Genomic DNA, 23,694 nt, shown 5'->3' with positions numbered 1-23,694 from the left:
GCGTCGTCCCCCATCCGGCTGCCGCTAGCTCTCCCCTCGGGGAGAGAGGGTCGAGTGAGGGGAGGCTACTTGCACGGAGCCCTTAGAACAAGCTGCCGGCATGCAGACCCTCAGATATCGAGAAACACCGTTTCCTTCGGACCCTGCAGATAGATGTCGAAACGACAGATCGCGCCGTCGCGCGTGGCGACCATCGTTGCGACGCGCTCGCGATGCTCGATGCGCGAAAGCAGCGGGTCGGCGGCGTTGGCCTCCGGCTCCTCCGGGAAATACATGCGTGTGTGCAGGCCGATATTGATGCCGCGGGCGACGATCCAGAAGGTGATGTGCGGGGCTTGTTTGCGACCGTCCTTGAAGGGAACGCGGCCGGGCTTGACGGTCTCGAAGCTATAGACGCCGTCTTCAGCACGGGTCGGGCAGCGGCCCCAGCCGGTGAAATTGGGATCGGCGGCGCCGCGCATTTCCGACGGGCTGTTGTAGAGGCCGGCGCTGTCGGCCTGCCAGATCTCGATGACCGCATCGCGCACCAGCGCCCCGGCGCCATCGAAGATCCGGCCGGTGACGGTGATACGCTCGCCGAGCGTCTTGTCGTTGACCATCTCGATGCCAAGATCGGTGTCGTAGACGCCCGTTATGTCGCAGAAATTCGGCGTCAGGCCTATATGGACATAGGGGCCTGCCGTCTGCGACGGGGTTTCCTTGAGATAGCCGAGCTGCTGCATGGTCAGTTGCCTTCCAATTTGTTTTCGAACATCGTCGAGCGGCGGCCGCGCAGAACGATATCGAATTTATAGGCGCGTGAATCCATCGGAATGGTATTGCCCCAGTCGAGCGGCGCGATCAGCTGCTCGATCGCCGACTTGTCGGGGATCGTGCCGACGATCGGACATTTCCAGATCATCGGATCGCCCTCGAAATACATCTGGGTGATCAAGCGCTGGGCAAAGCCATGCCCGAAGATCGAAAAATGGATATGGGCGGGACGCCAATCGTTGATGCCGTTCGGCCAGGGATAGGCGCCTGGGCGGATGGTGCGGAAATGGTAGCAGCCGTCCTCGTCGGTGATGGCGCGGCCGCAGCCGCCGAAATTAGGGTCGATCGCCGCCAGATAGGTTTCCTTCTTGTGGCGATAGCGGCCGCCGGCATTGGCCTGCCAGAACTCGACCAAGGCGCCTGCAACCGGCCGGGCGCGCTCATCGAGCACGCGGCCATGGACGATGATGCGTTCGCCGATCGCACTTTCGCCGGGCTGCGCGTAGTTCAGGATCAGGTCGTTGTCGAGTTCGCCGATCATCGAATGGCCAAAGACCGGACCGGTGGTCTCGGAAATCGTGCCGTCGAGCGACAGCAGCGCGCGCTGCGGCGCACGCAGCACGGAGGTCTTGTAGCCGGGAGTCAGCGCCGGCGCATGCCAGGCGCGGTCGCGGGCGAAAAATCCGCCGGTCTCAGGCTTGCGGTTCGGTCGTTCGGACATGATCCCCTCTCAGGCCGCTTTTTCGGCGTCCATCTGTTCAAAAGCCTGCTTTGCGATCTTGATAGCGTGATTGGCGGCAGGAACGCCGGCATAGATCGCCACATGCAGTAGGGCCTCGCAAATATCCTCGCGGGTCGCGCCCGTATTGGCGGTGGCGCGCACATGCATGGCGACCTCGTCGTCCTGGCCAAGCGCCGCGAGCAAAGCGATGGTGATGATCGAGCGCTCCCGCTTCGTCAGCGCCGGGCGCGACCAGACATGGCCCCAGGCAGCTTCGGTGATCAGTTCCTGGAAGGGGCGGTCGAACTCCGTCGATGCAGCGGCGGCGCGCTCCACATGGGGGTCGCCGAGCACGGCGCGGCGGGTCGCCATGCCCTGGCGATAGCGCTCGGAGGAGGACGCGGTCTCATTCATGGGCTGACTTCTCCAGACGGAATGGATGTGAGGAAGGTGCGGATGATCGCCGTCAGCGCCTCCGGCTGCTCGACGCAGGGAATGTGCGCGCAATCGCGGATGACCTCGTAACGAGCGCCTGATATCAGCTTCGCAGTCGAAAGCACGAGATCGGGCGGCGTCGAACCGTCCTGGTCGCCGACAATGCAGATCGTCGGGACAGCAATCGTTTTTGCGATTTCGGTAAGATCGGCATCGCGAACCGCGGCACAGGCGGCGAGATAACCCTCGACGGGCTGGCGCGTCAGCATGTTGCAATAGCCGGCATAGGCGGTGCTCTCGGGCCGGCGGAAGGCGGGTGTGAACCAGCGTTCCATGATGGCATCGACAATGCTGCCGATGCCGCTTCTCTCGACGGCGGCGATGCGGGCGTTCCAGCTCTCCGCCGTGCCGATCTTATGGGCGGTGTCGCAAAGGATCAGCGCGCGGACGAGATCCGGCCGGCGGTGATAGAGCGACTGGGCGATGAGGCCGCCGACGGAGAGGCCGCAGATGACGGCATCCTTGACCGACAGCAGATCGAGCAGGGCGGCGAGATCCGTCGCATGGTCCTCGATCGATGAGGGGAGCTGGCCGACGTCGGACAGGCCGTGGCCGCGCATGTCGTAAAGCACGATCGCAAATTCGCCGGCAAGCCGCACCACCACGTCGCGCCAGATCCGGAAATCCGTTCCAAGCGAATTGGCAAAGACAATCACCGGCCTATCGGCAGGCGCGCCGATGACCTGATAATGGATCGTCACGTCGTTTATGCGGGCGAATTGCACGTCACTCTCCTCTTGAATGGCGAAATTGACTGGTTGATGGGGTTAAGTAAAATGATATTTCTTGGCGTTTCGATAACTCTGGAGTTATGCGAGCGATGATCGACAACCGCGTCAAGTTCCGCCATCTGCAAACCTTTGTCGAGGTGGCGCGGCAGAAGAGCGTCATGAAGGCCGCCGAATTGCTGCATGTCAGCCAGCCGGCGGTCACCAAGACGATCCGCGAACTGGAACAGGTGCTCGGTGTTGACGTCTTCGAGCGCGACGGTCGCGGCATCAAGATTACCCGCTACGGCGAGGTCTTCCTGCGGCACGCAGGCGCTGCGCTGACGGCATTGCGCCAGGGTCTCGATTCCGTCTCGCAGCAGCAGTTCGCCGAGGCGCCGCCGATCCGCATCGGCGCGCTGCCGACGACCTCATCTCGCATCATGCCGCGAGCGATGGAGCTCTTTCTCAAGGAGAAGACCTGGAGCCGGGTGAAGATCGTTACCGGCGAGAACGCGGTGCTCTTGGAACAGCTTCGTGTCGGGGATCTCGATATCGTCCTCGGACGTCTGGCAGGTGCCGAGAAGATGGCGGGCTTTTCCTTTGAACATCTCTATTCCGAGCAGGTGGTGTTTGTCGTGCGCGCCGGACATCCGCTGCTCGACGGCCGGCAATCGCTGTTTTCAGGCTTCGGCAACTATACGGTGCTGATGCCAACGCGGGGTTCGATCATCCGGCCGGTGGTCGAAAATTTCTTGATCGCCAACGGCGTCTCCAGTCTGCCGAACCAGATCGAGACGGTTTCGGATTCCTTCGGCCGCGCTTTTCTGCGGGCAAGCGATGCGATCTGGATCATATCCAATGGCGTGGTGGCCAACGATGTCGCCGACGGCCGGCTGGCGTTTCTGCCGATCGATACCAGCGAGACCAAGGGGCCTGTCGGGTTGACGATGCGCGCCGATGCCGTGCCGTCGCTGCCGCAATCGATCCTGATGCAGACGATCCGCGAGGCGGCAGGCGAGGTTTCTTGAAGTAGGGAAGTCGGTCCCATCGAGATGAGAAGAAGGATCTGGGCAGGCGGGCAACGCAAGCGACAGTGAAGAACCCGTCGTGGTGTTTTCGATTGATGACCTTCGTTGCGGCCCGCTCGCTGTCCTATTGGCCCCTGGTCGGCCCAAAGCTGGATTTTAGCCGTCTTTAGAACATCGCTTGTGGGATAGACTATACAAACGGTGGTTCGTGACATGGGCTCCAAGTTGAGGAGCGTTGCTGTGAATTCGAATGCCCGCCGTCCAACAGCGGGCAGGCAATTTCTTCCTTGCGATGAACAGTGTTCGCTGTCTAGAATTTGTAGCCGATCTGCAGACCGGCGCGTGTCATGCCGTCGTTCGGCCCATCGCAGCGATTGGCATGCGAGGAGTGGGCGACCTGGGCGATGACGTTCCAGTGGGCGTTGAAACGATAGCCGGCGCCCAGATATTCGTGGAAGAGCACGCGACAGCCGAGTTCCGGGCCGTCACCATCGCCCTCGAGATCGCCGGTATGAATGACGCCGCCGAAGCCGGCTTCGGCAAAAAGCCTCTCGTTCAAATCGACGGTCCAGGTGAAGCCGGTGAAGAACTGGCTGGCCTCGCCTGACGTGCCGATCGAGGTGCCGAGATGCATACGAGGATGCAGCAGCTGTTGCTGCCAGCCGGCCGCCGTATCGTGGCCGAAGGGGTCGAAGAGCGCGGTAATCTCCGGAAAGACACCGTCTTCTCTGGAATGGCCCGATTGTACCGAGGTCGAGAGGCCGAACCGCAATTCATCGAATATCTGCTCGCCGGCAGTTGCCGAGCTCGCAACCGAGATGGCGGCTGCCGCTGCCACCGATGCCATACCCAAAAAACGCAACGCGATCTTTCCGAAGTCGACCCTCATTTGCTGTCTGTTGATTCGCGTCAGACGGGAACAACAAAGAGGTAACATTGGCGCAAGGTTTTGCGAAAGGCCTATTGCCGAGGAAAATGGGGATGGCGGATTGTCAACTTATATGCGGCTTCGCGCTATGTTCACGGTCGGCATCCTCAAGCGCGAAGATGACAAGTTGAATGCAACTTGGAAGGTGGTGTTTGAACAGGCCACAGGGCAGACCAAAACCGATCTTCTTGTAGAACAGCGCCTCTGGAACACCTACAAGGAAGCTTCCTGCCAATTATATGCGAATGGCGAGTGGGGCGCGGAGCGGGCGGTTCTCGATTATGTTTCATGTCGCGCGGGAGTTATCGGCAAGCGAATAACCGACCTCGAAAGCTACGCCGACCTGTTCAAGGGCAATTAGCCACCCTCCTGCAACCTTCCGATCATCAGTTTTCGCGGTGGTTGCCGATGGGTGTCGGGGCTGCCTCTACGGTTCGGAGGATGTCAGAAAGACCGGTTCTTTCAAATCACTTGAAAAATGCCCAAATCTGGACTAAGTCTAGTTCAAGACGGGAGACTTTTCATGCAACATGCGCGACGGCTGCAAAGAGAAAGCCAGGAAGCACAGCGGCTGGAACCCGAGCGGTTCGCTCCGGCCAATCGCAAGAGGCTGAGTGCCCCGGCATTGCGCACCTTTCTGGCAATCGCCGATCTCTGGGGGCTGACCGAAGAGCAGCGTCTGCTGGTGCTCGGCTATCCATCCCGGTCGACCTACCACAATTGGGCCAAACAGGCGCGCGAGCACGGCGCGTTCACGCTTGATGTCGACACTCTGACTCGAATCTCGGCTGTTCTTGGAATCCATCAAGCACTCGGCGTGCTTTTTTCCGATGAACACGCCGGCGTCGCCTGGCTGCGCGCACCGCACCAGGCGCTCGCTTTCGGTGGACATCCGCCTCTTGATATCGTGACGAACGGAACTCAGGACGGGTTGCTGACCGTACGCCGGTTTCTGGACGGCGCCCGAGGTGGTCTCTACATGCAGCCGAATATCCTCGACGAAGCGTTCACGCCTTACGAAGATGTGGACATCGTCTTCCGGTGAGGGATGGTTTTGCCCAGGCGCCGCGTCCGTCGCACCGGCTGATCCCCTCGCAATTTCCGCCAATCGGTCTTTTTGAAACGGTGACGAGGGCAGCCGATCTCGAGGCCGTGATGGAGTTGGTCGGCTGGACCAATGACCGTCTCGTCGCCGACCGCATCCGCCGGCTTCCCGAAGCCGAGTGGGTGTATGGCACACCCAACTCCAGTATCGTGATGGCGGCGTTCCTGCATGTCGCGCCGGGCGGGATGCGCTTCAATGGCCCGGATCTCGGTGCCTGGTATGCCGCCGACAATCTCAAGACGGCAGCCGCCGAGGTTGGCCATCATCTGAGGCGCGAGACAGTCGCGCGCGGGATCGCGACGATGGCGCGGACCTATCGAAGTTATTCGGCCAATCTGATTGGTGATTACCTCGACATTCGCGGAGAACAGACGCTGCGGCCCGACGTCTATGACGGCACCAATTATGCGGCGTCGCAAGTGCTGGGGGAAGAGGTGCGCTCGAGCGGCGGGGCCGGTATCCTTTATGACAGTGTCCGGCTGAGGGGCGGCGTCAACATCGTTGCGCACCGGCCGCGCAATATTCGTGATGTGGTGCAGGTCGACCATTTCGAAATCACGGTATCGGCAGCTGAGCGGCGCATCGATGTCAGGAAGCTTGCAATAAGACGACGACAGCCAAGAGGGAACGCCTAGACCGGGAGGCGCTCGGCCCATGCCTTGGCCGTCTTCGCCATCGTGGCGAGATGATCGGCGCTGGAGAAACCGGAGATCTTCTTACGCGGCTTGAGGTCGTGGTCGCCGTCCTCAAGCCAGAGGATCTCGATCCTGTCGGACAGATCGTAGTCCGGCACCTCGTCCCGCGTCCCGAATTCATCACGCGTTCCTTGGCAGATAAGGGTGGGTGTCGTCAGCGCTTTGAGATGGCCGGTGCGCAGCTTCTCCGGCTGACCGGGTGGATGAAAGGGATAGCCGAGGCAGAGCAGGCCGGCGATCTTTCCTTGACGATGAAGATCGTCGGCGATCATGCTGGCGACGCGGCCACCCATCGACTTGCCGCCGATGATCAGCGGACCGCTCGCCCCGAGTTCGGCAATAGCCGCCACATATTCGGGATTGAGCGTTTCGGCGCGCGGCGGCGGCTTGCGGCCTTCCGAGCTGCGGCGGGCGGCCATATAGGCGAATTCGAAACGTGCAACGCGGAAGCCGACGGCGGCGAGCGCACTTGCCGCGGACGTCATCGATGCCGAATCCATCGGCGCGCCGGCGCCATGCGCAAGAAGGATGGTGAAGCGCGCATCCTGGGGCCCCTGCAGCAGAAACCTGTCAAGCATCGGTATTCCTCCATCCCATCGTCGGAACCATGTCGACGGCCGTGACTTCTTCCTTGAAAGGAGAATGACAATGTCGACGAATGATCAAAACGTAAAGCCCGAGCAGCGACGCCCCGAAGATGTCGGCGCCGGCGGTGCAGCCGGCCGGGGTCAGGGACAAAAGCGAACGGCCCGTGGTCAATCCGATCACGGGGGTCGCATCCTGATCGACTGCGGTCAATTGTTGTGCTGACCGTAGAAACGCCTCTTGAAACACCGGCGGACAGGGTCCATATACCCGTCCTGCCTGAAAAATGGATGCGCGCGGTATCGACGTCGTCGAGCTGTTCGTTGTCCGACAGGATAAGGGCGCTCCCCGCAAGGGTCGAGCGCCCTTTTTGCTGCCCATTCCTTGATTTTCGCAGTCGGCCCGAGCGGAAATAGAGGATTGATCACAGAAGATGGTTCGCGCCCTCTTTCGGTCATTGCACGCGTTGTGTCGTCTGTAACCGAGTGGCGCAGGAGGGAGCGCCCACCATCGGTCAAAAGCCTTAGAAACCGGGCTTCCATGCAACGGCCACGAGTGATCGCAACGTGGCCTAAAGATGCTGACGCGCAAAAATCTCGATACGAATGGAAGGCGTTAAAGGGTGCCGCTTGCAGAAAGCGTTTCCTGAGATCAAAGGCGTTGCGTACCAAGGGCTCTACGGGCAGGTGAGCATGCGCGGGTATCCAGTCGCGGCGGTCGCTTCAAATTGCCGTTTTCGTTCCGCTCACGGGGCCCTTCCAATGTTCATCGCGTTCCGGTGTAACATTCCCGCTTTTTAGGTCAGTCAGCAAGCGCGGCCACGATCAATCAGTTGCCCCAGCCAATTTGGAACCGATCAAATCGAACCTCGCTCAACGGCTGGTTGGAGGGGCTCAGCCTTACCGAACGAAGAACGAGACGAAGCTCGGGGGAATAGTATAGTTCAAAAATAATCGGAGGCAATTCCGTTAGTTCGAGACGGCTGTTGATGGCCCAAACATTGTAAGAACAAGATGCAATAGTTTCCTCTCCCCAGCCGTCGAACCTGATAACAGTAGCGCCCGAAACGGATTTTTGGCCATTGATGAACAGTGTCGTCTCGGATTGCCAGTTCTTCTTCTGTGGTAGATCGTCTAACGCAATCGCATTCGCGTATTTCAGCTCATGCGTCCCGCTGGCACTAACTCTCTTTTCGACGAGCAAGGGGTGCAAATATACAGCCGACACCGGCTGCAGTGAATGGTTACGCTCCATCAGCCGTTGTTCGGTGAGACCCGGACCGTCCGGCTTGTAGAACACGGAATAGAAAGGTACTTCTCTGGTAAGCAGCACGCCCTGTTTGGTTTCTTTAGCGCTCAAACAACTGCTAGAGGCAGGCGCCGCCAATGTTATTCCAGCCAACAGCGACAAACTTCTTAGCAAGATCGACATTCCAGAGATCCCTCATCCAAATCCGCTACCGTGGCGCTTGGGCGAAATTCCATTCTCTTGCGCATGCCGTCCCCTACATCGCCATCTTCCTCGAGATCATGTAGCCTCATGCCTAAAGCCTGAGGTGACACATGACGAAAATCGGTTATGCCCGGGTCAGCACCATCGATCAGGATTTCGAAATACAGCACAGCAACGGCTCTACGCCCAGGGGTGCGTGATCGTTCGGTAAAGTCTCTGGCGCGAGCCGTGAGGGCCGAACGGAGCTCGCAACCATCATTGAGTTTCTGGCAATTCCTCTTCGTTCCAAGCGGTTAAGACGCAGTAGAATCTAAATTTCAAGGCTAGGCCCGCAGGTCGGAATGGGCGAGATACCCCTTTTTGATAAATGTTCGCCATACGCGAACGCGGCTACGATATTTCGCGCGAAATGGCGGAGATGGGGGGCATGCGTCCGGGTTATCGCAATCAGCAGAAGAAATCGGTGCTGTTCAAGGCGCCGGGCTTATTCATCGGCGCCCTCGCGTTTGGTGCAGCCGGCGGCTGGACCGCGAGCGACTTGCTGGCCTCATGGAGCGGCTCAGGCGGCTCGGGACAATCGTGCAAAATCAAGGGCAATGTCAGCATCGCCACCGGCGAGAAGCGCAACGGAGGAAAAAGCGGCTTACGTTCCCGCAGTCGTCATAGATGGGGTGGACCCCAATTCCCGCATAGATATCAAAGATTGTGTTCGGATGTGTCTCGTGGAGGGCGCCCACTTTGGAGATCGGGACATGGTCCTTCCAGAAGAGATCCATGGATTGTACGCTCGTCGTTCTCCTAGGTCATCCATCGAAATTTGATCCAAGTTATGGTTCGATCAGTCCATAAAGTGGTGCATCGAGTCTAACGTCGGACCCCCAAGGACTTGCGCGGCCTGGTCGGTCGGAAAGTTCCCCTAACTCGATTGTATAACCCGGACTATTTAGTCGTATTACTTAAGAGCTAATTGATTTATTGTTGCACGGATTTTAGGGTCCCCAATCCGAAAATAGCCAAGGCAGCCCATACACAGCCAACCATTTCTCCGTCTTAGTGTCGCGGCAGCGGACTGAGCGATACTGCAAGCTTACTACATCACGTTGCGCCTCGGCCCCAGTTCGGCTAGGGCTGCGAACGATTTCATCGATGGCGACGCGGTCGGCGACCCGACGAAACCGCCCCTACAGACGCTCTATGGTGGGCTTGGCATCGACACGGCAGTGTCCTACGGTCTCCGCGCGCAATATAAGATTGAGCCGCCGATGTCGCTGATGAATTCCGGAGGCGCAAGCGGAATGAACGTCGATGCAGACGATTGAGGATTGGCTCCGTCAACTCGGTCTCGGCCAGTACGCTGAAGCCTTCGTCAAGAATGACGTTGATCTTCGGGCGCTCCCTCATCTCGCGGAATCCGACCTCCAGGAGCTCGGTGTCTCGCTTGGTCACCGGAAGATTATTCTAGCTGCTATCAATGGACTTGCGCAGCCACGCCCGGCCGAACAGCCTCCTGCTTCAGCCGCTTCCGAAACCGCGTCCGAAGCTGCGGCTGACCGGCGACTGCTCAGCGTGCTCTTCTGCGATTTGGTCGGATCGACAGCGCTGTCCGCGCAGCTCGATCCTGAAGACATGCACGAGTTGATACGTCGTTACCAGGATAGCGTTGCCAGCGCAGTTACGCGGTTCGGAGGCTACGTCGCCAAATATCTCGGAGATGGCGTGCTTGCCTATTTCGGATGGCCTATGGCTTACGAGGATCATGCTGAGCGTTCAATCCGGGCCGGCCTCGAAGCAATGGCCGCCGTCGACGCCCTGCAGTCTCCGAACGCGCAGCAATTGAAGGCTCGCATCGGCATCGCATCCGGGCACGTGGTCGTTGGCGACACCGACGGCAGCGCGAAGGAGCGTGCATCGATCGCAGGAGACACTCCAAACCTGGCAGCACGCCTGCAGGGCGCGGCCGCCCCTGGCCAGATCGTGGTCTCAGACACCACCCGCCGCCTCGCCGGGCAGTCGTTCGATATCCGGAGCCTCGGCGGGCAGAACCTCAAAGGCTTCGTCTCACCCATTGCGATGTTCGAAGTCCGAGGTCAGCGAGCGGTGGATAGCCGTTTCGAAGCCGCGCATGCCAGCGGACTTTCGAAATTTGTCGGCCGCGTTAGTGAGATCGGCCTTCTGCTCGAACGGTGGGAGTTGGCGAAGTCGGGGCAGGGCCAAGCGATCTTTCTGTCGGGAGAGGCTGGCATTGGGAAATCGCGCCTTGTCGAAGCTTTTGAAGAGCGCCTGCAAGGGACGCAACATGAACTCATTCGGTTGCAGTGTTCACCCTATCATGCGACCTCGGCCTTCTACCCGATTGTCGAGCGACTGAGCCGGGTCGCTTCGTTCGACCCGGCAGATGACCGGTGCATTCGTCTCGAAAAGTTTCGCGCCCTAGTTCGCCGCTATGGCGAAAGTCCCTCCGAAGTTGGCGCGATCTATGCTGAGCTGCTGTCGCTCGACTTGGGCGACGAGTTCAGACCGCCGGATCTCTCCGCGCACCAACGCAAGGAACTTCTCGTCCGGACATTGGCTAATCGTTTGCTGCTCGCGGCCAAGATCGCACCGGTGCTCCTGGTCTTCGAAGATGCGCATTGGATCGACCCATCCACCAGCGAAGTGCTGCGGGAATTCGTCAGCCGGCTTCATGGCATCGCAGCCCTTGTCGTCGTGACCCATCGCCCGGAATGGAGAGCGGATTGGGCGAGCGGACTGGCGCAGGCGACGACGCTCTCTATCGGTCGCCTGACCAGGCAGCAAATGCACGAACTCATCGAATCAATGGTATCCGACATTCCCGAACAGCTTGCCGAAAGGATCGCGGAGCGAACCGACGGCGTGCCGCTGTTCATCGAGGAGCTCACACGCTCTGTCGTGGAGAGCGGAAAGGCGTCGTCGCTCAACGTTGAGATCCCGGACAGCCTGCAGGGCTCGCTGATGACACGTCTCGATCGTTTAGCGAAGACGACCAAGGAGATTGCGCAAATTGCCGCCGTGATAGGCAGGGAATTTGATCGGGGCCTTCTCTCAAAGGTCGCAGGCGTCGACGATCGAACGCTCGAGAAGGCGCTGAATCAGCTTGAGTCCAGCCAGATCGTCGTTGAAGACGGCGTCTTGCAGGATGCACTGGTTTTTCGCCACGCGCTCATTCAGGATGCAGCCTACCAATCACTTCTAAACCGCCGCCGTCGACATTTTCACGAGGAGATCGCACGGGTTCTCGTCGACCAGTATGACGACGTCACTGCCACCCAACCCGAGCTCATTGCCCAGCACTACGAGAAAGCGCAGCGGACTGAGCTTGCGTTTCCCTTCTGGATGAGGGCTGGAGAACGTGCCCTTGCAAGGTCAGCCAACTATGAGGCGGTCGACCATTTCCAGAATGCCCTGGCGATCGCAGAGCGAATTCCCAAAGGACCTGTGCGGCGAACGAATCTGCTCGCCGCGATCCTCAGGCTCGGGGACGCCCTTTTTGCTGCTGGCCGGATGACGGATTCGCTGGCGCAATACAGGCTGGCTGCGCAATTGGCACGCGAAGGGGCCGACACGCAGGCCTTTGTTCGCGCAGTCATCGGTCTCGACGGCTCCAAATTCCTCTCCTCGAACTCGCTTGCCGAAACCGTGCCGCTTCTTAAGGAAGCCCTGACGATGGTTCAACCAGCAGATGAGAGTTCCCGGTGCCAGCTTCTCAGCCGCCTTGCGCGGGGATACACCTACCTGAGCGACAGCAATAACGCCGCAAAATACGTTGTAGAGGGAATCGAACTAGCCCGACGGGTCGGAGATAAAACTGCGTTAGTGGAGCTCTCCGCTCTGCCATTCCTGACACCGGCACCGGTTAAGTCCGTCAGGGAGAGAAACGACCGGCTCGCTCGCGTAGATGAAATAAGACGCCTCGCGGATGAGATAGACGACGACGATGTGAAAAGCCGTGCGCTTTCAGTTGAGGCGTACGTCTCCACCGAGCTCGGCGATCGCGTCCGAGCCGACCGGGCGGTTGACGCACTAGACGAACTTGGGACCAAGCGGCAGCATCTCAACGTCCAGTTCTACGCTCGTATCGCAAGAGCGATGATGGCTATCCTCGATGGACGATTCACCGCCGCAGAGGAGCTTGCTGACGAAGCTCTGATACTGGGCATGCGTACCCTTGGCGTGGCGGCCGAGGGCGTCTATGGAATGCAGATGTTCGCGATCCGGCGGGAGCAGAGCCGCCTGTCGGAGGTCGCACCGATCATGAAATTGTTGATCGAGGAGAACCCGGAGGAAGTCACGTGGTTACCAGGCTTTGCGTTGGTCGCCTTTGACCTGGGCTATCGGGAAGCGGCCCAGCGGAGGCTGAGCGAGCTCGCCCGCACCCGCTTCGCTCTTCCGATTGACGGTAAACGAAGCGCGTCTCTCTCGTTCCTGACGGAAGTCGCCGCCGGTCTCGGCGACGCGGATGCTGCTCAGACCCTCTATGAGCTTATGCTCGACTACAAGGAGATGACCGTCACAATAGGTATGGCGACCGTCTGCTTCGGCGCGGCAAGCCGCTATTTGGGAGTGTTGGCCGCCGCGTTGGGTGAATTCGACAGAGCCCCGAAGCACTTTGAGCACGCGCTCGAGATGAACTCGGCCATCGGCTCGCGGCCGTGGCTCGCGCACACACAGGCAGATTATGCGGACTTCCTAATGAAAATTGGTAGCCGGGCCGCAATAAAGAGAGCAATGTCTCTATTCGAGCATGCCCGGTCAACCGCGGCTGAACTGGGAATGGTCCGGCTGCAACAGCGCCTGAAGCCAACGATTCATTAGGACCAGCAGTTCGCTGCTTTTAGTGGGAAGAAGGTCTCGTCATGCCACGCTACATCATTGAAAGAAACTTCGCAGAGCAACTCGATTTATCGAAAGAAGGTGTCGAGCAAATCAACCTGATCAACGACCAGGAAGGAGTGAAGTGGATTTTTTCCTTCCTCAGCGCGGACCGGAAAAAGACTTACTGCCTTTACGAGGCGCCCAACACTGAAGCCATTCTCGCCGCCGCCGGGAGGAACCATGTTCCCGCAGATGTGATCATCGAGGTTAGCGGGGAGATCGGTCCCAACATGTTTGCATAGCTCTCCTCGGCCAAGCACAGCTCGGGGTGAGGCGGCTGGGATCCTCCGAGGTGCCTTCGGCCGGAGTGTGACTTTTTCATTCGCGAGGACTTTGAAGGACCCTGCAAAGCTATGATTGCCAAAGCTCGTTTGACTGGGGCAGGCCCGCGGCACGATTTCGCAAGGGCAACGATACGCTGACAGGCGAGTATTAGTTTGAAATGAGGACCTGCCTAGGATCGCGCCGACGCGACTGGTCTCCGCACGGGCACTGGCTGCTGGACGACGGTTAGAGCTGTGATACCCGCCTCATCGGCCGCGCGCAGGAATGCGACCCGAAATTGCTCTGGAGCGATCTTACCGCTGATCGCGTCGACGCAAGCCTTCACCGCAGTGACGTATTCTTCGCCGTCATCGGAGGGCCAGTCCTTGAGCAGCATATATGCCGCGTCGCCGAGGGTGCGGACGATAGTGTGGACTGGCTGTCCGCGCAGAGCCAGCCCGACGGGTGTGAATGCAGAGGTTGCGTCCCAGTCCATGTTCTCGACCGCTCAAGGCAGGGATCGCAATCCCCAAAGCACGATACGCGTATATTCGGAATCCGTAATTGACGATTGGTTACCTGACGTGACCAGGCGTGAAGGTATACCGTAGGAAGGGAGCGGGCGCTCTACGATTTGATATCGGAGCGCCCTTAAGCTGCATCGGCCTTTGTTGCGATGATGGCCGATGGCTGGATGCCCTAATGATGAGATTCTGGTGAGATTTCAACCTCCAGTGGGCAGTTTCTGGTTGGATCGGAACCGAGGGCTCGGCGAAAACATTCACTTTCACCGCCCATTTACCAGCTTTCATGCTGAACGCAGGTTCGTCTTGGAGGCGTTGGTTGTTTTGTTTAGAGTGAAAACACTAACAATGGTTGTGCTCGGTGCTATTCATTTCGATTGGACTTCTCATAGCCCACGTTGCCGTTGTCGCAGCGATTTTCGCTCTTGTCGGCCAGCATCGATGGTTGATTGCGCTTCTGCTCAGCTGGTATGGCATCGTCATGATGGGGGTCATCGCGGCCATTTGGGTTCACTATAAGAAATCGACCCGACGCGCGGAGCCGTCTCACTAAAATGCGGGGCACCTCAAACTCGAAGCCGGGTGGCGCGGTACTCGTTCTGTTCGAGACGGAACATCTCAAAGGCAGCATTCGAACTGCGCTCGCACAGGCAACACTCACTCCGTGGCAACGGAACAGTCACGATCTTTCGGGCCGAGCGGTCGGTGTTTGACTTTCTCGTGTCGCCGCGGGCGGAGCACGCCTCAACCTACAGTCGTGTGTTGGTTCTCCTAGCGTTCTATATCGGTCGAGTAGGGGATTTCGGCTTCCTTCAACGCCAACAAGAACGACTCCTGAGCGCTTTCTTCTGAAACATGTCCGTGATGGACGCCTTCGCAAGCTTCAAGGGCCGCGATGTAAGCCTTTCCGTCAGAGACTGGCCAACGGGCAGATAGTATCGAACGCCTGTTTTGCCGATCTCACGGTGATTGACTTTCGCAGATGTAGAATAACGACCCTCGTCCACAAGACACACGCTCCATCGCCAGCGGGCAACCCGCCGAACGGACGTCCGCTTCGCCCCAACTTGTGTCTATGACGAAGGTTCCTCACGCTTGTTTTCAGCCATCCTGAGGTCCAGTGCCAGTCGTAACTGGCCCGCTGACAGGTCCGGGTCTGCACTTAAAAGATCAATGGCGGCAGCGTATGCGGCTTCCGCGCAATTCCCGCCTGCATCGATGGAGTTCGCGTCGCACCAGTCGGCTATTACCTTGGTGAGCATCTCTATGTACCGTTCGGATAGTTCCGGAAGATTTAAGAGGTTTAGAGACATTATTGTGGCCCCACCTAAGGCAAGAGCACGTCTTATCGCCCAATCGGCCTCGCCCTGGTAAGATCGCCGATCTGGAGTACTATACGCTAAATATGGCGCGATGGTATGGCGGTCCCGCCCATGCCGAGCTTTTCACAGCTGATCTCCGCGTCGCCTTGCGGCCGTTTCGCAATCAATCTTAACCTAAAGCCGCGATGCGTCCTGCCGAGTGGCCAGGTGTACATTTCGCTCCCTACATCCTACTGACGGACGCCTTAACAAGAGTGGTCAATGTGGGTCGAGCGGCGGGCCTGTAAAAGTGATACCATAAGTGGCCGCCGAGCCGACTATTGCGGCCATGTCTTCCGGGATGCGGTATTTGTTGTGGCCCATCTCCAAAAAATAGGCTTCGAAACCCCCAGGAGTGAGCATGGTCAGCATTCGTTCCGGCTGCTCGCCTGCAACCCTGAAGGTGTGCTCCACGCCGCGCGGCATGAAGACGGCTTCCCCAGGTCCCTTGACCACCGTTCCGTCCTTTGTCCAAAACTCGACATCGCCCGAGAGTACAAAGAAGGCTTCGTCTTCGTTTTTATGAACGTGTCGAGGCGGACCATACCCGGGTTCGGTGACGCTATCAACGAGCGCGAAAGCGCCGCCGGTTTCTGGCGTGGTCAACAAGGCGCCTTGCTCTTCTGTCTCGACACCTTCCGCAACGGAGAAAAGCCCAAGCTCTGTTGCCATCTCGATGATGTGCAAAGTTACCGAACTCGTCGCCGCGCCTCGTCCGATCGTATCGATAAACGATTTGTCGATCTTGAGCGCATCTACAGGCAAACCTTGAAGATACTGAAGACTTGAATAGCCTGTGCCAAAGTCGTCAATGGCGATCGAATGGCCAGCCCTTCGCGCTCTGTCCAAATTCGCGCGGGCGGCATCGACGTCGATAAAGCCCCTTTCGGTCGCCTCCAACCAGATTTGCTCGTTGCGAATGCCCGTGTGCCGAAGTTTTTCGGCTATCATATCGATGAAGCGGCCCGACTTGATGTCTACCGCAGAGAGATTGATGGCAATGTACAGCCCCCTGTCGTCAACCAGAACAGTGTTCAGTTCGCGAACCACCTCGTCGAGTACCTGGTCGGTGATGGGCACGATCAGTCCGGTTTCCTCCGCCAGAGGAATGAAGAGATCAGGCCTGACGAGGCTGCCATCTCGCCGCCTCCATCGCACCAGCGCTTCGGCACCCACGCAGATGCCGGTCGCTAGTTCGACGATCGGCTGATAGTGCAAATGAATTGCCGCTTTTGGATGGCAAACTCAAGCTCTGCACGTGGCGACAGCCTGCCTCTAGAAAACGCCACGACCATAACCACGATGAAGGCGGCAATGAACAGGCCTACAGGAAGAAACAACGCCAACTCGCGACGGAGCTGACCGTAGACCATCTTTGACTGCTCTGATGCTGCGGCGACAACGCCGTCTCCCACTAGCGACGCGAATCATTGTGCAGATGATGGCGCGCAAACGAAACATCGGGATCATTAACCCCGTCGATCAGCAACCCTGTATTACTAAAGAGGACGAGTGATATCCCCGGACGCAGCTCGACATCGACAAACCTCGAAGGCACGAACTGCGAGGGAAAGCTCCGTCATGGAGTTCCCACGGCTGATAAGCGGAAGAATTCGCAGATGCACCTGTACGCCGTTGGAAGTGGTATAATCTCCACCTTCCTTGGGGATGTCGGCTTCCGTTATACCCCATGACGTGCATTTTAAATTGCCGCCCTCGAAGTAGCCGATCTCTTCGACAGATACGGTATTCATCGTCATCTTGCGCATCAGCGCGATGCGCTCTTGCGAGCATGGAGCAACGTTTGCCGCATTCATATCGACGAGCGCTTGGCGCGCGTCGGAAAACGTGAATCTTGCGCGCTCAGTGACGCTGACGGCATGGTCGCGAAGGATAGACAGTTCCTTGGCTATTGCGATCTGCCAAGAGGCATAAGCCATGGCGGCGAGCGGCGCGACAGCCCCAACGACCGCAAGAACAATGCCTAGCGAGATAACGTGATGCCGTCTTGCTTGCATGAGCCACCCGTAACTCAACCAAAGCACCATAGGTGGCAATAGTTAAAGAATAAGGATTGCTCGCAGGCTAACGGTGCAGTCGCGGACTTATCTGCCCCGATCGCGATCCATCTTGACCTGAAGAAGCATGCTGGAGCCGGCGACGACAAGTTCAAGCAGGAACGAAACCAGCGACAACATCAATGATACGATTGCGCCGCCGAAGAACCAGACGAGGTTTTCTGGTTGCAAACGTATCGCCAGGGCACCCGACAGAAGATTGAGGATTGCGCAACACGTGCAGATGCCAGCGACCGCACCAAATATCACGGCTACTTCCAGAATCAGCGTACGACGTCGCAGATACATCAGTTGCCGTTGACGGTTCTGCCTTGGAGGAGGGGTGTCGGTGACCTCATTCAGTCTGTCTGACACCCTTCCGAGACGAGTGACGTAAATGCCAACAAAACCGCCGGTGCCTGCCAGGAGGAATACCGGGGCTAACGAAGTTTGGATTACTTGGGCGTAATCCACTATGATTTCGGGGGTATCCATTCGCGCTCCAAGGCGTCCAATGTCACTGCGAGTGAAGCCAAGAGAAACGACGGACTAGTCAGACTACTTGCAAAACGTGGTGAATGACAGTCGTCCGGTCCCTATCTCATCGCCGTGAAATTCCTATATTAGAAGAGTATTGTAAACCGACGCGGATCAAGCCGCCATTGACCTCCGCCGATCGGGGGGGATGACTACTACCTCTGGTTGTCATTTACGCTCCTATTGCCATTACACACTTCACAGCTGGTCAGGATCGTGTCATCTCTGTTATTAAGAAGATGCTAAAGAACGAAGCGTCACTGCGCATGAGAGTTTGCGATTCTCTGCATTTCTTAATGGGGAGCGGCAATGACAGGTGCAAACCCGGATACCATTCGCTCCCTTAAACCTTCTCCAGACCAGGTTATGGAGCAACTCGATCGCATATTGAGCAGTCGTGACTTTGACCTACCGCAGCGGGCAAGAAGATTTCTGCAGTTTATCATCGAGGAAACCCTCGATGGGAGAGGAGGATACCTCAAGGCCTTCACAATCGCCCAAGCGGTATTTGGTCGGGATGCTTCCTTTGATGCCCAGAGCGACCCGTGTGTCCGAGTAGAGGCCAGCCGCATCCGACGAGAGTTGGAGCGGTATTACCTGCTCGAAGGGTCGCAAGATGACATTGTCATAGCCGTCCCCAAAGGGAGATATGTGCCAAGCTTCCGGATGCGGGAGGTGTCAGACGGCCAGGCAACGGCTCCAGCCCAGAAGCCCCCGCCGATGCCTATGGACGCGACTTTTACGCGCAATGCCGCCGTCGCCCTTCCGCAGTCGTGGCAATGGTTGGTGACAGCTGCGACCATAAGGGCTTTCGTCCTGGCTCAGGCATGGGTTTGGCTGGACGCACCGAACACGGCTGCCACGACGACGATACCATCGATCCTTGTCGAGCCATTCGAGCCGATATCCAAAGCCCCGGCAGCGTCGGCCATCTCTCAAGGTCTTTCCTATGACCTGGTGAACAAGCTGTTTTCGCTCAAGAACATCGTCGTAAAGGCCGACGGCGCGCGGAGTACGAGAGATAGTCTCTATGTTCTTCAGGGCACCGTGCTAATGGATGGGGAGAGATTAAGATCGTCGGCCCGGCTGGTGAGGCGGTCGGACGGCGCTGTCGTCTGGGCTGAAAACTACTACGACGATATAGGCAAAGAAACAGTGTTTAAAATCCAATCGGACGTTGCTGGGAGCATTGCCACGTCCGTGGCGCGGCCGCTTGCTGTCATCGGTGAGCGACAAAGCAGGCGATCCTATGAAGGCGGTCAGGGGCATCGACTTCAGGATGGGGCTGGGTGTTGCCTGGAATAAAGAGGACCCAACCGCCTCGCGCGATGACATCGTCGATATCGCCCGCTCATTGGCGCGGCCGGCCAGATGACTCAGATAAGTCGCCGCCTCTGCGGACCGTGGTTACCGCGATTGTTGGCGATGATGCATGATGCCTCCAACGGCTTGGGGTTAGAGAAAATTGGGTGGGAAGGCGGAGTAATTTTGCTACAAGCCGCCCCTCTCAACGGACAAACGGTCCTTGAAAGCGATACCGTTCGATCTCACTTGATATGCTGACTTCGATTTTGAACTGACAGCTTTTTTCGCAAAGAAGCTGCCGCCGGTGCTCAGTAAAGACGCCTTATGACGTCAAGGAAACCAGCATGGCTATCATCGACCAAATTTTTTGCTTCTTCGTTCGCTCAATAGTGGGCGGATAGGCTAGGAAGCAGTGTTCCTTATCTTCTCAGTTCGCGGCACATTGGAACGGAAAGTTCTGATTCCGTCTGCGCGTGTTTTTGACGCGACCCGCATCTCCAATCGAATGAGGTGACTTTTGACGCAGTTCTTCGAAACCACTCAAGGAATAATGGCAATGGGCGCGCTGATTGCTGCCGGTGGCTTAACTGCTGGCGCCTGCATCCCCGCGGTGATTCAGCTCGCAAGAAAGCAGATCAATCGACGCCCAAGAAGCGAGGCGAGAAATCTGGCGATGATGACAGTGTTGGCGCTCGACGACTTCGTTGGCGCGAGCTATGCGGCAGTCCGGGACATCCCAGAATTCAATCGGATGGATGAGGGCGAATTCGCGTTTCACGTTCCGGATCCCGTCCTTTCGCTTCCGAAGGACGCCGATTGGAAGCTTTTCACTGCCGAGTTGTCAGACGAAATCTTGTGGCTGTCGAACAGGGTCAAGAACCTCAACTATGCATTGGATAGCCTCGATCTGTCCAGGCCCGGGTTCGATGGCTTCTTTGAGAAGCGCCAGGAAGGTTATGCGGGTCTTGCAGCCGAGGCCATGGACCTAATAGAGCGCATGCTCGAAAAGTTCGGACTGACGCTGCCTACCAAGCCTGACTACTATCGCCAGCGCGAGGGCCTCGCATCGGCGATCCTGAGCGTGGGAGAACGAAGCTCCGGCCGTCGAACAACCGGGCCTGTCACGCAATCGAACGGATCGAATGTCCTGCAACTATTTCCAAAGACAGGCGATGAAGCTGACTGATCTAACGCAAATAAATTGCTCTGCTAACGGCAGGAATTTCGATTGAGATCCGCGATAGGGAGTTGAAATGCAAGAGCAATCGCTAAACCCGATCCAACTTGGGTTAGTGCAAGCCAGACGAGCCGTTTAGCTTCCAAGAACCATCTGCTGGACAAGCTACACCATTGAATCGAGTCACGCCGTCAAGGCTTTGCTTGCTTGTGACGAAGTCGCGGCATCCGTCTGGATTGTTTGTGCCTGGCCGAACCTGCTCGATAACCCCAGCGCTGCCAGTGGAAGGGTTAGCCCACGCCAGCGGATCAGAACCGACCGTGGCCCGTCCCACGGTTTCGGCGATCACCATTTGGTCGGTGATCGGAACTGCCGTCGCAGCGACCGGAGCAACTGTGGCCGTCTGAAGAGGCTCGGGGTGCGAGCAAGCGGTAAGCACCAGCACAGGCGACACGAGGGTAATCACGATCAGTTTTGAAAGCATAGAGTGACAAACCAGCCATTCGGACTCTGCCTATGACATCGCATTGTGACCAGATGCGGGCGCCATCCTTATCTGTTGTGGATATGGCGCTTCGCGGTACTTCTCGGCAGTTTGACCGCCTTCTCCTTAATCGGGGAAGGCGCTTTTCGTTTGTGGCGTAGCCGCCAAAAGCGCAGGCGGCCGGCTTTCGCGCCGCAGCTCCTGACGGCACTACCGGACGAAAAAACGCTGAAAATTGGCGGAACTTCCGCCGCTATTATTTGTTCTCAGATTCGCAAAACAAACTGGGGTTACCACAATGACGCAAATCCGTGAACCGGAGCGCCGGAGCAGAATCTTGCGCGGCCGCCCCGATAGCCTTGATGAATTCGCTTCCAAATATGGCTTGAAAGGCGAGCAGACAGAAAGCCTGTTCGCCCGCTTCGGACCCTCCTCGATCGAACTCGACCTGCTGATGGCCGCCAAGCGCCGCCGGCCGGTTCGGCAGGACAGACCGGTCCCGCAGGACAGCATTCCCCAACCATCGAATGGAATGGATAGATGAGCAGTAGACGCCACGAATGGATCAGCAAAAGAGCTTATGCGATTTGGGAGGAACAGGGCCGCCCTCACGGCCGCGACGACGAACACTGGCGCCAGGCAGTTGCCGAACGCGACGCGCTGGAGCGCACACAGGCTTCCGTTGATGGCCGCGAGGTACTGGTGAAGTTTCGCCCGAAACCGCAGCGGCCGGGAATGCCGCGCCAAGATTGGGGCCATCCATCGACGAAGGTCGGCTGAGCGGCGTAACTCGCTTTTAAGCGGTTATTCGTGCGCATCACATGACAAAGCACCAGTTATCGCTTGGCCGGGCTTCACCATCGACGGGGCTGCGGCTTGGGTCAGGTCGTGGTACCAAAAAGGCCCCGCTTTTTGAAGCGGGGCTAAGTCCTGGGTTGAGTGGATCGTGCATCGAATGTAGGACGGCAGCCTTTAATAATCTCCGCACGGCCCGAATGCTTTACTATCAACGGAGCTTTTTGTTCCCGTTCCGACGGATTTTTTTGATCTTTCATCCGCTAGAGATCAAGGCGCTGAAGGAGCTCGCTGTGGACCAGAAAGGCGCCCCGCCGAAACGGGGCAGCTTGGGGAAAGGACGGATCGCACAGGAAGGAAGGGAAGCGGACAACCCCAGTTTGGGGCGCCTGTGCGATCCTTAGGGCCTAACAGTAGATAGTCCGAAAAGTTCCTGTACGGTTCCGGACGATTGAGTCCAAACGACTGGAGAGGGCGGATCGTGAGGATCGCAAGGCCGGTACCCAGCGCCTTCGCGTCGACGCAGGAGCCCGAGCCGGTTGGCTTTTCACTCAATGTCCTTGGGATGCCTTGCCGCGATTAAGAACGCAAACCCGCCTGACCAATGCCGCAAGTTGATCACCCCAAATGATGACATAACGATGGGCGCCTGTGCGGATAAGAATCTCTATCGCCGGAAGTTCGTCAATGTGCTTTCCAGCGTATTCAATAGCTGCTTGCAGAGAGATGAACTCTTTGTTCTCGCTGCCGGGGACCCAGCTGTGAACTGTGATCGGAGTAGTGGAATACATCAACATCATTCCAGGCAACTTCGTCTCCACAAGTTAGGCGAGAGTCATGCATATCAATTTTCAACCTGGTGTACGACGTGAACAACCAAATCTGGTTACTGGTCGGTTCACGCCAGCGCAACGAGGTGATGCATGGAAAGTAGGACGCGCGTTCCGGCACGTCCGAACGCTAGACATGGCAGATGAAAGAAAGTTCCGCTTCGCCGCCTTAGCTTCCGCCTGCGGGGGTGGGAAGAAAACCCCGCTAGAGCGGGGATCAGGAAGGGGGGTGTTTTTTACGGCTAGTGACTTGGCCACGTTGCAAATCACCTTGCTGATAATCATACATTTTCAATAAAATAGTACTTTTGAGATGCTGTTTCCATAGCTATTTGCGACTAGGCACTGATCGTAAGACTTCGCTCTGATGTACAAAGTGACTTCAAGTCGAAAATAGTCTCTAGTATTATTCGATCGGCCGCTCGGCGATATTGCCTGACCCCACGCAATCAATCTCCTGTGCGCTGAGCGGTCTTCCAATCACATATCATCGAAAGCGTACTCTCAATTACTGTTCGTCCAATTTCTCGGAGAGATGGTGCAGCAAAGCATCCCGGCCCGGTGAGCTCTGAAGCGCGTCGACAGCCGTTGTGAGCGCAAGTTGCCCGCGGTTACTATCAATGTCGCAATGATGCTGCGAACACCATTCTGTCACGGTATCGACCACAACTTCAATATCATGGTCGGAAAGGGAGGTCAGCGCTGGAAACATCTAGGTCGTCCATACATCTGTAGCCGAGGCTGTTGGACTAATTTCGGCGATCCAACCTGAACGTTGGATGAAGGGGCAATAGGCTCAAGGCGTTCGGCGTGTTCCTTCGCTTCCTTCATAATCCCAGCCTCGTCATGGTCGACGACGATCTCCGAAGGACGATGCCGTTTAGTTCAGACTAAGAAGTGTCGCGGTGGAGACGAAAGCCATAGGCCCGGAAAGGGCCGGCGCGGCAGGGCGATCTGGCGCCACGCGTAAATCCAATTAGACCACCTGTTCGCCG

Annotated in this window: 26 protein-coding genes and 2 pseudogenes; 12 read left to right on the top strand and 16 right to left on the bottom strand. The window is 57.7% G+C overall.

The annotated features are described in order from the left end of the window. Positions 1 to 110: 110 nt before the first annotated feature. The 4 genes from pcaG to pcaD are packed head-to-tail and all read right to left on the bottom strand — an operon-like array spanning position 111 to position 2,694. On the bottom strand, positions 111 to 722 hold the full coding sequence (gene pcaG, locus U5G49_RS26035) for a protocatechuate 3,4-dioxygenase subunit alpha (RefSeq protein WP_193443768.1): 612 nt from the start codon (positions 720 to 722) through the stop codon (positions 111 to 113). Positions 723 to 724: 2 nt separating this feature from the next. Beyond that, positions 725 to 1,474 (bottom strand): protocatechuate 3,4-dioxygenase subunit beta, encoded by a 750-nt coding sequence (gene pcaH, locus U5G49_RS26030; RefSeq protein WP_115156694.1) that lies wholly within the window; start codon positions 1,472 to 1,474, stop codon positions 725 to 727. A 9-nt stretch (positions 1,475 to 1,483) separates the two neighbouring features. Beyond that, on the bottom strand, positions 1,484 to 1,888 hold the full coding sequence (gene pcaC / locus U5G49_RS26025) for a 4-carboxymuconolactone decarboxylase (protein WP_115156693.1): 405 nt from the start codon (positions 1,886 to 1,888) through the stop codon (positions 1,484 to 1,486). Continuing rightward, positions 1,885 to 2,694 carry a 3-oxoadipate enol-lactonase gene (pcaD, locus tag U5G49_RS26020; protein ID WP_193443766.1) on the bottom strand — a complete coding sequence of 270 codons (810 nt, stop codon included), beginning with the start codon at positions 2,692 to 2,694 and terminating at the stop codon, positions 1,885 to 1,887. The genes pcaC and pcaD overlap by 4 nt, the downstream gene beginning before the upstream one ends. A gap of 95 nt (positions 2,695 to 2,789) precedes the next feature. On the opposite strand from pcaD, the gene pcaQ reads away from it, so the two are divergent. Then, the gene (gene pcaQ / locus U5G49_RS26015; RefSeq protein WP_115156691.1) at positions 2,790 to 3,707 is read left to right on the top strand and encodes a pca operon transcription factor PcaQ; all 918 of its coding nucleotides are present in this window, start codon (positions 2,790 to 2,792) and stop codon (positions 3,705 to 3,707) included. Between the two features lie 310 nt (positions 3,708 to 4,017). Here pcaQ and U5G49_RS26010 read toward each other — a convergent pair whose 3' ends face one another. Next, positions 4,018 to 4,596 (bottom strand): acyloxyacyl hydrolase, encoded by a 579-nt coding sequence (locus U5G49_RS26010; protein WP_193443763.1) that lies wholly within the window; start codon positions 4,594 to 4,596, stop codon positions 4,018 to 4,020. Here U5G49_RS26010 and U5G49_RS26005 point away from each other — a divergent pair. The 3 genes from U5G49_RS26005 (at position 4,526) to U5G49_RS25995 (ending at position 6,375) form a co-directional block, all read left to right on the top strand. After that, the gene (locus tag U5G49_RS26005) at positions 4,526 to 4,996 is read left to right on the top strand and encodes a lysozyme inhibitor LprI family protein (RefSeq protein WP_246288872.1); all 471 of its coding nucleotides are present in this window, start codon (positions 4,526 to 4,528) and stop codon (positions 4,994 to 4,996) included. The two genes, U5G49_RS26010 and U5G49_RS26005, sit on opposite strands and share 71 nt — an antisense overlap. A gap of 162 nt (positions 4,997 to 5,158) precedes the next feature. Then, a complete protein-coding gene (locus tag U5G49_RS26000) occupies positions 5,159 to 5,680 on the top strand; it encodes an MbcA/ParS/Xre antitoxin family protein (RefSeq protein WP_115156688.1) in 522 nt (173 codons plus the stop codon). After that, positions 5,677 to 6,375: an RES family NAD+ phosphorylase gene (locus U5G49_RS25995; RefSeq protein ID WP_193443761.1), complete on the top strand. Its 699-nt coding sequence runs from the start codon at positions 5,677 to 5,679 to the stop codon at positions 6,373 to 6,375. The genes U5G49_RS26000 and U5G49_RS25995 overlap by 4 nt, the downstream gene beginning before the upstream one ends. Here U5G49_RS25995 and U5G49_RS25990 read toward each other — a convergent pair. From U5G49_RS25990 to U5G49_RS25980, 3 genes are all read right to left on the bottom strand, one after another. Then, a complete protein-coding gene (locus tag U5G49_RS25990; protein ID WP_115156686.1) occupies positions 6,372 to 7,013 on the bottom strand; it encodes an alpha/beta hydrolase family protein in 642 nt (213 codons plus the stop codon). The genes U5G49_RS25995 and U5G49_RS25990 overlap by 4 nt on opposite strands. Beyond that, the gene (locus U5G49_RS25985; protein WP_193444175.1) at positions 7,006 to 7,233 is read right to left on the bottom strand and encodes a hypothetical protein; all 228 of its coding nucleotides are present in this window, start codon (positions 7,231 to 7,233) and stop codon (positions 7,006 to 7,008) included. Before U5G49_RS25985 ends, U5G49_RS25990 begins: the two co-directional genes overlap by 8 nt. Before the next feature lie 615 nt (positions 7,234 to 7,848). After that, a complete protein-coding gene (locus U5G49_RS25980) occupies positions 7,849 to 8,451 on the bottom strand; it encodes a hypothetical protein (RefSeq protein ID WP_115156685.1) in 603 nt (200 codons plus the stop codon). 388 nt (positions 8,452 to 8,839) lie between these two features. On the opposite strand from U5G49_RS25980, the pseudogene U5G49_RS37170 reads away from it, so the two are divergent. From U5G49_RS37170 to U5G49_RS25965, 3 genes and pseudogenes are all read left to right on the top strand, one after another. Beyond that, a pseudogene (locus tag U5G49_RS37170) lies at positions 8,840 to 9,094 on the top strand (succinoglycan biosynthesis protein exoi); the annotation flags it as partial. 683 nt (positions 9,095 to 9,777) lie between these two features. After that, positions 9,778 to 13,305 (top strand): ATP-binding protein, encoded by a 3,528-nt coding sequence (locus tag U5G49_RS25970; protein WP_193443759.1) that lies wholly within the window; start codon positions 9,778 to 9,780, stop codon positions 13,303 to 13,305. 41 nt (positions 13,306 to 13,346) lie between these two features. Beyond that, the gene (locus U5G49_RS25965; protein WP_018246314.1) at positions 13,347 to 13,607 is read left to right on the top strand and encodes a DUF4242 domain-containing protein; all 261 of its coding nucleotides are present in this window, start codon (positions 13,347 to 13,349) and stop codon (positions 13,605 to 13,607) included. A gap of 212 nt (positions 13,608 to 13,819) precedes the next feature. On the opposite strand, the gene U5G49_RS25960 is transcribed toward U5G49_RS25965, so the two are convergent. The 5 genes from U5G49_RS25960 to U5G49_RS25945 all read right to left on the bottom strand — a co-directional run bounded on the left by U5G49_RS25960 (position 13,820) and on the right by U5G49_RS25945 (position 18,066). Continuing rightward, positions 13,820 to 14,125 (bottom strand): DUF982 domain-containing protein, encoded by a 306-nt coding sequence (locus U5G49_RS25960; protein WP_193443757.1) that lies wholly within the window; start codon positions 14,123 to 14,125, stop codon positions 13,820 to 13,822. Between the two features lie 799 nt (positions 14,126 to 14,924). After that, the gene (locus U5G49_RS37165) at positions 14,925 to 15,050 is read right to left on the bottom strand and encodes a DUF982 domain-containing protein (RefSeq protein ID WP_407693060.1); all 126 of its coding nucleotides are present in this window, start codon (positions 15,048 to 15,050) and stop codon (positions 14,925 to 14,927) included. Between the two features lie 683 nt (positions 15,051 to 15,733). Next, positions 15,734 to 16,732, bottom strand: coding sequence for an EAL domain-containing protein (locus tag U5G49_RS25955; protein ID WP_246288866.1), 999 nt, complete (start codon positions 16,730 to 16,732; stop codon positions 15,734 to 15,736). A gap of 281 nt (positions 16,733 to 17,013) precedes the next feature. Further along, positions 17,014 to 17,532, bottom strand: a complete 519-nt coding sequence (locus tag U5G49_RS25950; RefSeq protein WP_210262171.1) for a CSS-motif domain-containing protein — start codon at positions 17,530 to 17,532, stop codon at positions 17,014 to 17,016. An 87-nt stretch (positions 17,533 to 17,619) separates the two neighbouring features. Then, positions 17,620 to 18,066, bottom strand: a complete 447-nt coding sequence (locus U5G49_RS25945) for a DUF2721 domain-containing protein (RefSeq protein ID WP_193443755.1) — start codon at positions 18,064 to 18,066, stop codon at positions 17,620 to 17,622. A 351-nt stretch (positions 18,067 to 18,417) separates the two neighbouring features. On the opposite strand from U5G49_RS25945, the gene U5G49_RS25940 reads away from it, so the two are divergent. The 3 genes and pseudogenes from U5G49_RS25940 to U5G49_RS25930 all read left to right on the top strand — a co-directional run bounded on the left by U5G49_RS25940 (position 18,418) and on the right by U5G49_RS25930 (position 20,599). After that, entirely contained in the window at positions 18,418 to 19,413 is a 996-nt protein-coding gene (locus U5G49_RS25940; RefSeq protein ID WP_246288862.1) for a hypothetical protein, read from the top strand. Beyond that, a pseudogene (locus tag U5G49_RS25935) lies at positions 19,358 to 19,483 on the top strand (LysR family transcriptional regulator); the annotation flags it as partial. The gene U5G49_RS25940 and the pseudogene U5G49_RS25935, both read left to right, overlap by 56 nt. Positions 19,484 to 19,930: 447 nt before the next feature. Beyond that, positions 19,931 to 20,599 carry a hypothetical protein gene (locus tag U5G49_RS25930; RefSeq protein WP_193443752.1) on the top strand — a complete coding sequence of 223 codons (669 nt, stop codon included), beginning with the start codon at positions 19,931 to 19,933 and terminating at the stop codon, positions 20,597 to 20,599. A gap of 103 nt (positions 20,600 to 20,702) precedes the next feature. Here the strand turns inward: U5G49_RS25930 and U5G49_RS25925 are convergent, their stop codons facing one another. Further along, on the bottom strand, positions 20,703 to 20,942 hold the full coding sequence (locus U5G49_RS25925) for an RT0821/Lpp0805 family surface protein (protein ID WP_246288902.1): 240 nt from the start codon (positions 20,940 to 20,942) through the stop codon (positions 20,703 to 20,705). A 430-nt stretch (positions 20,943 to 21,372) separates the two neighbouring features. Between U5G49_RS25925 and U5G49_RS25920 the strand changes: the two genes are divergently transcribed. Continuing rightward, positions 21,373 to 21,618, top strand: a complete 246-nt coding sequence (locus U5G49_RS25920) for a hypothetical protein (RefSeq protein WP_193444140.1) — start codon at positions 21,373 to 21,375, stop codon at positions 21,616 to 21,618. Further along, positions 21,615 to 21,854 carry a DUF2934 domain-containing protein gene (locus U5G49_RS25915; RefSeq protein WP_115156680.1) on the top strand — a complete coding sequence of 80 codons (240 nt, stop codon included), beginning with the start codon at positions 21,615 to 21,617 and terminating at the stop codon, positions 21,852 to 21,854. The genes U5G49_RS25920 and U5G49_RS25915 overlap by 4 nt, the downstream gene beginning before the upstream one ends. A gap of 566 nt (positions 21,855 to 22,420) precedes the next feature. Here U5G49_RS25915 and U5G49_RS25910 read toward each other — a convergent pair. Continuing rightward, positions 22,421 to 22,669 (bottom strand): hypothetical protein, encoded by a 249-nt coding sequence (locus tag U5G49_RS25910; protein ID WP_246288900.1) that lies wholly within the window; start codon positions 22,667 to 22,669, stop codon positions 22,421 to 22,423. 538 nt (positions 22,670 to 23,207) lie between these two features. Further along, entirely contained in the window at positions 23,208 to 23,411 is a 204-nt protein-coding gene (locus tag U5G49_RS25905; protein ID WP_115156678.1) for a hypothetical protein, read from the bottom strand. Positions 23,412 to 23,694 lie beyond the last annotated feature (283 nt).

This window comes from Rhizobium indigoferae (assembly GCF_034554815.1).
GTDB classification, from domain to species: domain Bacteria; phylum Pseudomonadota; class Alphaproteobacteria; order Rhizobiales; family Rhizobiaceae; genus Rhizobium; species Rhizobium leguminosarum.
Note: the sequence above shows the minus strand (reverse complement) of the source record. Positions and strands in the feature narration are given on the sequence as shown.

Coding starts and splice junctions, on each gene's coding strand:
- U5G49_RS25990 (WP_115156686.1), bottom strand. CDS start 7,013: ATGCTTGACAGGTTTCTGCTGCAGGGGCCCCAGGATGCGCGCTTCACC.
- U5G49_RS25905 (WP_115156678.1), bottom strand. CDS start 23,411: ATGTTTCCAGCGCTGACCTCCCTTTCCGACCATGATATTGAAGTTGTG.
- U5G49_RS25980 (WP_115156685.1), bottom strand. CDS start 8,451: ATGTCGATCTTGCTAAGAAGTTTGTCGCTGTTGGCTGGAATAACATTG.
- U5G49_RS25920 (WP_193444140.1), top strand. CDS start 21,373: ATGACGCAAATCCGTGAACCGGAGCGCCGGAGCAGAATCTTGCGCGGC.
- U5G49_RS25915 (WP_115156680.1), top strand. CDS start 21,615: ATGAGCAGTAGACGCCACGAATGGATCAGCAAAAGAGCTTATGCGATT.
- U5G49_RS25910 (WP_246288900.1), bottom strand. CDS start 22,669: ATGATGTTGATGTATTCCACTACTCCGATCACAGTTCACAGCTGGGTC.
- U5G49_RS25925 (WP_246288902.1), bottom strand. CDS start 20,942: ATGGTGATCGCCGAAACCGTGGGACGGGCCACGGTCGGTTCTGATCCG.
- U5G49_RS26010 (WP_193443763.1), bottom strand. CDS start 4,596: ATGAGGGTCGACTTCGGAAAGATCGCGTTGCGTTTTTTGGGTATGGCA.
- U5G49_RS25960 (WP_193443757.1), bottom strand. CDS start 14,125: ATGGACTGGGACGCAACCTCTGCATTCACACCCGTCGGGCTGGCTCTG.
- U5G49_RS25970 (WP_193443759.1), top strand. CDS start 9,778: ATGCAGACGATTGAGGATTGGCTCCGTCAACTCGGTCTCGGCCAGTAC.
- U5G49_RS26005 (WP_246288872.1), top strand. CDS start 4,526: ATGGCGGCTGCCGCTGCCACCGATGCCATACCCAAAAAACGCAACGCG.
- U5G49_RS25965 (WP_018246314.1), top strand. CDS start 13,347: ATGCCACGCTACATCATTGAAAGAAACTTCGCAGAGCAACTCGATTTA.
- U5G49_RS25940 (WP_246288862.1), top strand. CDS start 18,418: ATGACAGGTGCAAACCCGGATACCATTCGCTCCCTTAAACCTTCTCCA.
- pcaQ (WP_115156691.1), top strand. CDS start 2,790: ATGATCGACAACCGCGTCAAGTTCCGCCATCTGCAAACCTTTGTCGAG.
- U5G49_RS25950 (WP_210262171.1), bottom strand. CDS start 17,532: ATGCAAGCAAGACGGCATCACGTTATCTCGCTAGGCATTGTTCTTGCG.
- pcaC (WP_115156693.1), bottom strand. CDS start 1,888: ATGAATGAGACCGCGTCCTCCTCCGAGCGCTATCGCCAGGGCATGGCG.
- pcaG (WP_193443768.1), bottom strand. CDS start 722: ATGCAGCAGCTCGGCTATCTCAAGGAAACCCCGTCGCAGACGGCAGGC.
- U5G49_RS25945 (WP_193443755.1), bottom strand. CDS start 18,066: ATGGATACCCCCGAAATCATAGTGGATTACGCCCAAGTAATCCAAACT.
- U5G49_RS26000 (WP_115156688.1), top strand. CDS start 5,159: ATGCAACATGCGCGACGGCTGCAAAGAGAAAGCCAGGAAGCACAGCGG.
- pcaH (WP_115156694.1), bottom strand. CDS start 1,474: ATGTCCGAACGACCGAACCGCAAGCCTGAGACCGGCGGATTTTTCGCC.